Consider the following 7,212-nt stretch of genomic DNA (forward strand, 5'->3'; position numbering starts at 1 on the left):
TGATCATAACTACGCTTGAAACGCTCATACCTAGGTCAAATGTGATCGTAACTCTCCTCGAAACGCTCATATCTCGCTCAAAATGATCATAACTATGCTTGAAACGCTCATACCTCGGTCAATAGTGATCGTAACTCTGCTTGAAACGCTCATATCTCGGTCAAAATGATCATAACTACGCTTGAAACGCTCATACCTAGGTCAAATGTGATCGTAACTCTGCTTGAAACGCTCATATCTCGGTCAAATGTGATCATATCTCTCCTCAAACTGCTCGTATCTCGGTCAAATGTGATCGTAACTCCACTCGAAACCTCGTATCTTGGTCAAATGTGATCGTAACTCTGCTCGAAACGCTCATACCTCGGTCAAATGTGATCGTAACTCTGCTCGAAACGCTCATATCTCATCCCAAAGTGATCATCACCATTCTCAAACGACTCCTACTCTGCCTTTCTTTTCGCTCCTATAAATTGGTATTATAATTAACGAAAAAGGAGGTTACTTATTATGTGGCCAAAACTTGCTTAATTTTTCACTGTCATTGCTGTTTTACTGCTTAGTCCCGCCTATTTCCTTGCTCATGGGTTAGAGTGGCTAATGTTTGTTGGATTTGCTTGTTTATTATTGAGCTTTGTTATGAGTATTGGAGCCTTTTTAAAAAAGGAGCAAGGTTTTCTAAAGCTTATCCCGATCACTATGTTTTTTCCTTGTGAGTTTCATTCCTTCAGTAGCGGAGCCATTTCAAATTGTTCGTGTCCTAAGCTGGATAAAAAATTTATAAGGAAAATTATTGTTTTAATTGAGCCAATACAGCTCGAAAATCCTGCTTCTCCCCTACCTCTCGAAATGTTTGAAAGGGATTCCCTATTTTTTTCATGCGCTCTATGACAGCGGGAATCGTGAAGAACTCTGGTTTTAAGTTTTCATTAACTTCATCCCAATTTAGAGGTGTTGCGACTAAGCCCTTTGGATTGCCTCTCGTAGAATAGGGGGCAATGATGGTCTTCCCCTCTGCATGCTGCACGTAATCTAAATATAATTTTTCATGGCGATTCTTTTTTAATCGCTCAATTGTATACAAATTCGGCTTTTGCTCACATAAAAATCGACAAACAAATTCTGTAAACACCCGAACCTCCTCATAGGTAAAGGTGTTGGTTGGTAGCGGTATATAGAGCTGTAAGCCTTTTCCACCTGATGTTTTGACAAATGATTGTAGCTGAAAATAGTCAATGATATTTTTTAAATCCAGTGCACCAGCTACAGCTAATGAAAAATGTTCAGCTGAGGGTGGGTCTAAATCGAAAACTATTTCTGTCGGGTACATGGATTGGAAAGTTTGAAACGGAATATGCAGCTCCAATGCCAGTTGATTACCTAGCCACAGCAGAGTTTCTAAGTTGTTACATACAATATAATCAATCGTATCCATCACCGCCGTTGCCACAAAGTTAGGCATTTTATCTGGTTTACTTTTTTGATAAAAGCTTTCGCCTGGCACACCATGTGGAAAACGAATTAAAGTGAGAGGACGGTCTTTTAGAAAGGGTAATAAATATGGTGACATGCTTTGTAAATAGGACAAATAGTGATCCTTCGTTATGCCAATTTCTGGCCAAACAGGTTTGTCTGGGTGAGTAATAGGCACAGAATCGGGAATCGGAAAAAGCTGTCGTTGCATGTGCTGCCATTGACAATCCTCCGGTGTTTGTTCCAATCGAAAGACATGAAATCTAGGTTCCCGGAGCTTACTACCATCAAAATCAATACAAGCAACGTCGATACAAATAGATGGTTCTAGATGCCATAACTCTTTTTGGCGCTGTCCATTGGTCTGAAAAAATGTAACAAGTGTTTGGTGCTCTTCTTCTGTCATACCATGTTTAAACGTCACAACCTCGCGCAATTGACCATCCTTATAAATTGAGCCATGAAAAAAGCCATTGCTATGGTTATATTGTGTGACTACAACCGTCACATATCGCCAATTTTTAATTTTTAACCAATGATTTGAACGAGTGTTTTCCAGCCACTTACTTGTTTTCTTCTTTGCCACCATGCCCTCACCATTGTAAACCTTTATTGCCTGCCATAAATTCTCGCTCTCTTCCTCCCCCTCTACAATTTGAATCGAGCTTCTATCCTCAAAGTCGACGCTCGGTAATAGTACCTTTGAAGCAAACTTCGCCAATTGCTCCTTCCTTGTTTTTAAATAGCGATTGTGAAGGGACTCCCCCTTAAAAGTTAATACATCAAATACGAGATAACGAAAAGGAAAGGTCTTTGCATGTGCCTCTATGACGTCCTCATTTTGCATTCTCCCTCTTTTTTGAACAACTGCAAATTCACTTTTATAATGATTGCTTAAATAAACAATCTCTCCATCCAAGGTTAATGGCAAAAAAGCCTTTACAGATGCATATATTTGCTGACAGAAAGCTAAAATCTCAGGAAACAAGTAGTTTAAATTGCGACCATTTCGGCTCATGAGTATCGGCTGTTCATCCCATATTAACAGGCAACGAAAACCATCATATTTCGTTTCATATAACCACTCATCCCCATTTGGAATATCGTTTGATTCCGTTAAAAGCATTGGTTTCATTCAACACTACCTACTTTGTTTTTTATCTACAGTGTTTGACGATTTCAATTTACAATACATAAAAAGCTGCAAAATACATCATAGTAAGAAAAACGAGGTGACAAACATGCATACAGTGTGGAAAGGCAGTATTTCCTTTGGTTTAGTCAATATCCCAGTTAAACTACATGCCGCTACTGAAAATAAAGATATTAAATTGCGTCAGCTTCACAAAGAATGCCATACACCTATTAGCTACAAAAAGGTTTGTGAAGGCTGTAATCAGGAAGTAAAAGATGAGGATATTGTTAAGGCTTACGAATATACAAAAAATAAATTTGTAGTCTTGGATCAAGAGGATTTAGAAAACCTACGTAAGGAAAATGAAGAGAAGGCTGTAGAAATTATTGATTTTGTTCAATTAACCGAAATCGATCCGATATATTTTGAACGTACCTATTTCTTATCTCCTGATTCTACCGGTGCTAAAGCCTATTCCCTATTGCGTAAAACATTAGAGCAATCAGGAAAAATTGGTATCGCGAAAATTATTATTCGATCAAAAGAACAGCTTGCCGTTGTGCGAGTTTATCAAAATGCACTCGTCATGGAAACAATTCATTATCCAGATGAAGTGAGAAGTGTTGGCGACGTGCCCAATATACCTAGTGAGCAAGACGTGGTGCCTAAGGAGCTTGAAACAGCTCTCATGCTTGTAGATCAGCTAACCACTACCTTTAACCCTGAAAAATATACTGACGATTATCGCAACGCTTTACTAGAACTAATCGAAGAAAAGAAAGCTACGAATACAATCGCTGCAAGTGATAAACAACGACCAATTCCCGATAATGTCACAGATTTAATGACAGCACTGCAGGCTTCCTTAGATAAAACGAAGAAGCCCGCTCCAAGAAAACGCACCACCCGCACAAAGAAAAATGCTTAAAAAGAGAGCGTATCCTTTCTACAGGATACGCTCGAAATAGTTATCTACATCCTTTTTATGTTGTACCACTAACAGCTTATCCAATACATCCCCCTGTTGTTTGAAAAATTTAGGTTTACCCTTTAGCTCAAAACGTTTATTCCAACGAAACATTTTGAAGAAAATCGAAAAAGTTGGTTGGTAATGGGCTTTTTCAATACCGATTTTTTGTTTCACAAACCTTTTAATAATGCGAAAAATACGGATTTTATAGGGAGTATCAAGAAAGATGATGCAGTCTGCTTGCTGAAAGCTCTGGATTACCCACTCCTCTTGATGAATTCCTTCAATAATCCAAGAGTCTGTCTGGACAATACTTTGTAAATACGCCATTCTTTCTTGTTCCGTTCTCATACTATCCCCTGATTCTTTTCTAATCCAAACAACATTATCCAACTCATAATAGGGGATGTGATAGGTTTTAGCTAATTCCTTTGCTAATGTTGTTTTCCCACTGCCAACGGACCCAATGATATGTATTTTTTGCGGAATTGCCATTATCCCCGAACGCCCCTTTACCCTATGTATCTTTGTAGAAATATTCCCTTTATTATACAATGATTCTAGCAAAGGAAAATAGGAGGATAAAAATGTTCTACCATGAATTCGAGCACAATTTACAAAAATATAATGACCCAACCGAATATGATAATCTCTATGCTAATTATCAAGACGATCTTCATTATATTCAGGACTATATAGGTACGAAAAAAGAGCCCATTATCGAATTAGCATGCGGGACAGGACGTATAGCTATTCCATTAGCTGCACGGGGTATTCCTGTCTTTGGGGTAGATCTACATGAAGGAATGATCCAGCATGCGATCGAAAAAGCCAGTAAACGAGGTGTGCAAATCCAATTTAGCTTACAAGATTGTACACAACTACAATTACCTATAACGACTAATTTTATTTATATGACAGGCAATTCATTTCAGCACTTTTTAACAAATGAAAGTCAAAATGCTTTATTGCAATCTGTGAAGAAGCATTTACAACCAGGGGGTGAATTTCTTTTTGATACGAGAAATGCCATTTTAAATGAGTTATCCGCCATTGATGAATACAAAGAACAAACAATCACTAGCAACGGTGAAAATAGAAAGACGTTCCATCGTGAAGAATATAATCCTGTCACGCAAATATTAACGTGCCGTGCTGTTCATCAACAAGGGCAACAAACTTTCGAAGATGCCATATTACTGCGCTACACATATCCTATGGAAATGACTAGACTATTACAGCAAAACGGTTTTGAGTTGAAACATCTTTACGGTTCCTGGCAAAGAAGTGAATTTCATGCACTAAGTCCTTCCATGGTTGTCCATGCTCGTTTATTATAAAGTCTTTGATTTTTGCAAAAACCATGAAAAAAAGAGGCTACCTTAAGCCTCTTCCCTTACCTGATAATGCAATTGCACCATTTGACCATATCGTTTAGTTTCGAGTAGTTTTAACTCTTCAAAAGGACGTGGATATTTAAACAGTGGGATACCCGATCCCAGCAAATGTGGTGTAATCGTAACAATCCATTCATCAATTAACTGTTCCTGTAAAAAGGCATCTAGTATAGAGGCTCCACCAACCATCCAGATTTTTGCGCCTTGTTGTGCTTTTAACTGTTTAGTAAAAGTTACAACATCCTCATGGACAAATTCAACGTGCTCATTTTTCTCCGTTTGAGTTGTAGTAAACACATAGCATTTCTTGTCTGTATATGGAAAAGGCTCGATATGCTCTACGATGTAATCATATGTTCGTTTGCCCATAATGACGGTATCAATGGTTTGATACATATCCGAATAGCCGTTATCTCCTTCTCCCTCTGTTTCTTCTAGCCACTGTAAATCATCATTTTCCTTAGCTATAAAGCCATCTAAACTCGCTGCGATAAATACCACTATTTCTCGTGACATCATGTCAACTCCTCTTCTTTTTGATAATCACTTGTACAACGTCTATACTAACTATAAAACATGACAACTACTGGCATGATTAAATCAAAAGGTGAAAAAATATGTCCAAAGCTAAACGTTTAATTGATATTTTGCTATATATCAGTGCTAAAAAGAAATTTACGGCGCAGGAAATTGCAGATGATTTTAATATTTCTGTGCGAACCGTGCATCGTTATCTGTTAGATTTAAGTGATATGGGCCTGCCTATTTACGCGGAACAAGGGAGAAACGGTGGCTACACAGTACTTTCGAGCACGCTTCTTCCTCCTATTCTATTTACAGAGGAAGAAGCGGTAGCCATATTTTTCGCTTTTCAATCTCTTCATTATTACCGGGATCTACCTTTTAATACGGAAATGAAATCTGTATCTCAAAAGCTGTATGACTCCTTGCAGCAAGAAGCGAAAAAAAAGGTAGATACGCTTCAATCCTATATTGCCTTTTGGAACCCTAAGCGAACAATCGCAACACCACTATTAACAGACGTGTTAGAAGCAATAATCAACCAGGAACAATTACATATCCAATATGAATCAAAATCTGGAATCACGACAAAGCATGTCCAGCCTATTGGTGTGTATGCTCATGATGGCTTATGGTATATGCCTGCCCTTCATGCACCATTTGAAAAAATTCTCTTATTTCGAGTAGACCGTATTCATTCCATAGAAGTCAGCGATAAGAACCCTGATTCTACCATTAATTTGCAGCAATGGCTAGAGAGTGACTATGAGCCTCAACAGCCTATTCGTTTATATGTGGAATTAACTAGAGAGGGTGTGCGCCAATGTTTAAGTGAGCCGAACCTTGAAAAGGCAGTTGTTCGTTCAAGTGATGGGACGGGGTTTATTGAGATGATGATCGATAAAGGAGAGCTTCATTTTATTAGCTCCCTTTTCTTCCGTCTTGGCCAGCACGCCATTGTAAAAGAACCACAAGAACTAATCCAACTTATACGAAAACAGGCGCATGACCTATTAGCGATTTATCCAGAACAACGCGACATCTAAATTTCAAGTGACAATTTTGTCAGATTCACGTAACGTTCATCGTTATTACTTTTTAGTGACCTTCCTTATAATTGATCATGAAGGAGGAGATGACTGTTGCAACCAACCGACAACAACACACGTATTGATACGTTAGATTATTTAAGAGGGTTCGCCTTACTCGGTATTATTTTAGTGAATATCCCCTCATTAATGTGGATTGAACCACCTACACTAGCAAGCGATATTGCCTATAATCGCTTTTTAACACTTTTTATAGAAGGTAAATTTTTCATTATTTTTTCCTTTTTATTTGGAGTAGGATTCTACCTTTTTATTTCACGTGCTATGGCTAGAAACGAGAAAGCTTATGCCTTATTTAGCCGCAGACTTTTCATTTTATTACTTATGGGGCTTGTCCATTTCTATTTTCAACCTGGTGAAGCACTAACCATTTATGCCATTTTTGGTTTTATAGCCCTACCTTTTTATAAAATGCGTAAAGAAATCAATGTAATTATCGGTTTATTGCTATTGGCCCTTACAGCTTATTTTGGCATAAAAATTGCGATGCCATTTCCACTTATTCTACTAGGTCTAGCAGCTGGTCAATATCGTTTATTTGAAAATATTTCGATTCATCGTAATAAATTGATGCTTGCAACTATTGTAATGTTCTGTATCAGTATT

Annotated in this window: 6 protein-coding genes and 1 pseudogene; 4 read left to right on the top strand and 3 right to left on the bottom strand. The window is 37.9% G+C overall.

The window, feature by feature from the left end; genetic code table 11:
- Positions 1–790: 790 nt before the first annotated feature.
- Positions 791–2,608 carry a DNA ligase D gene (locus tag RT445_RS22250; RefSeq protein ID WP_274793251.1) on the bottom strand — a complete coding sequence of 606 codons (1,818 nt, stop codon included), beginning with the start codon at positions 2,606–2,608 and terminating at the stop codon, positions 791–793.
- A gap of 106 nt (positions 2,609–2,714) precedes the next feature.
- Between RT445_RS22250 and ku the strand changes: the two genes are divergently transcribed.
- Positions 2,715–3,536, top strand: a complete 822-nt coding sequence (gene ku / locus RT445_RS22255) for a non-homologous end joining protein Ku (RefSeq protein ID WP_274793252.1) — start codon at positions 2,715–2,717, stop codon at positions 3,534–3,536.
- Positions 3,537–3,554: 18 nt separating this feature from the next.
- On the opposite strand, the gene RT445_RS22260 is transcribed toward ku, so the two are convergent.
- Positions 3,555–4,073 carry an AAA family ATPase gene (locus RT445_RS22260; protein WP_274793253.1) on the bottom strand — a complete coding sequence of 173 codons (519 nt, stop codon included), beginning with the start codon at positions 4,071–4,073 and terminating at the stop codon, positions 3,555–3,557.
- A gap of 92 nt (positions 4,074–4,165) precedes the next feature.
- Between RT445_RS22260 and RT445_RS22265 the strand changes: the two genes are divergently transcribed.
- Positions 4,166–4,918 carry a class I SAM-dependent methyltransferase gene (locus tag RT445_RS22265; protein ID WP_274793254.1) on the top strand — a complete coding sequence of 251 codons (753 nt, stop codon included), beginning with the start codon at positions 4,166–4,168 and terminating at the stop codon, positions 4,916–4,918.
- Positions 4,919–4,960: 42 nt separating this feature from the next.
- On the opposite strand, the gene RT445_RS22270 is transcribed toward RT445_RS22265, so the two are convergent.
- Positions 4,961–5,491, bottom strand: coding sequence for a dihydrofolate reductase family protein (locus RT445_RS22270; RefSeq protein WP_274797332.1), 531 nt, complete (start codon positions 5,489–5,491; stop codon positions 4,961–4,963).
- Positions 5,492–5,592: 101 nt separating this feature from the next.
- On the opposite strand from RT445_RS22270, the gene RT445_RS22275 reads away from it, so the two are divergent.
- Together RT445_RS22275 and RT445_RS22280 are read left to right on the top strand one after the other, a co-directional pair.
- Positions 5,593–6,543, top strand: coding sequence for a helix-turn-helix transcriptional regulator (locus RT445_RS22275; RefSeq protein WP_274793255.1), 951 nt, complete (start codon positions 5,593–5,595; stop codon positions 6,541–6,543).
- 96 nt (positions 6,544–6,639) lie between these two features.
- Positions 6,640–7,212: pseudogene (locus RT445_RS22280) on the top strand (heparan-alpha-glucosaminide N-acetyltransferase domain-containing protein); the annotation flags it as partial.

The organism is Lysinibacillus sp. (genome assembly GCF_032093475.1).
GTDB classification, from domain to species: Bacteria; Bacillota; Bacilli; order Bacillales_A; family Planococcaceae; genus Lysinibacillus; species Lysinibacillus irui.

Excerpts from the sequence above, each read along its gene's own strand:
- RT445_RS22250 (WP_274793251.1), bottom strand. The coding sequence starts at position 2,608 with ATGAAACCAATGCTTTTAACGGAATCAAACGATATTCCAAATGGGGAT.
- ku (WP_274793252.1), top strand. The coding sequence starts at position 2,715 with ATGCATACAGTGTGGAAAGGCAGTATTTCCTTTGGTTTAGTCAATATC.
- RT445_RS22260 (WP_274793253.1), bottom strand. The coding sequence starts at position 4,073 with ATGGCAATTCCGCAAAAAATACATATCATTGGGTCCGTTGGCAGTGGG.
- RT445_RS22265 (WP_274793254.1), top strand. The coding sequence starts at position 4,166 with ATGTTCTACCATGAATTCGAGCACAATTTACAAAAATATAATGACCCA.
- RT445_RS22270 (WP_274797332.1), bottom strand. The coding sequence starts at position 5,491 with ATGTCACGAGAAATAGTGGTATTTATCGCAGCGAGTTTAGATGGCTTT.
- RT445_RS22275 (WP_274793255.1), top strand. The coding sequence starts at position 5,593 with ATGTCCAAAGCTAAACGTTTAATTGATATTTTGCTATATATCAGTGCT.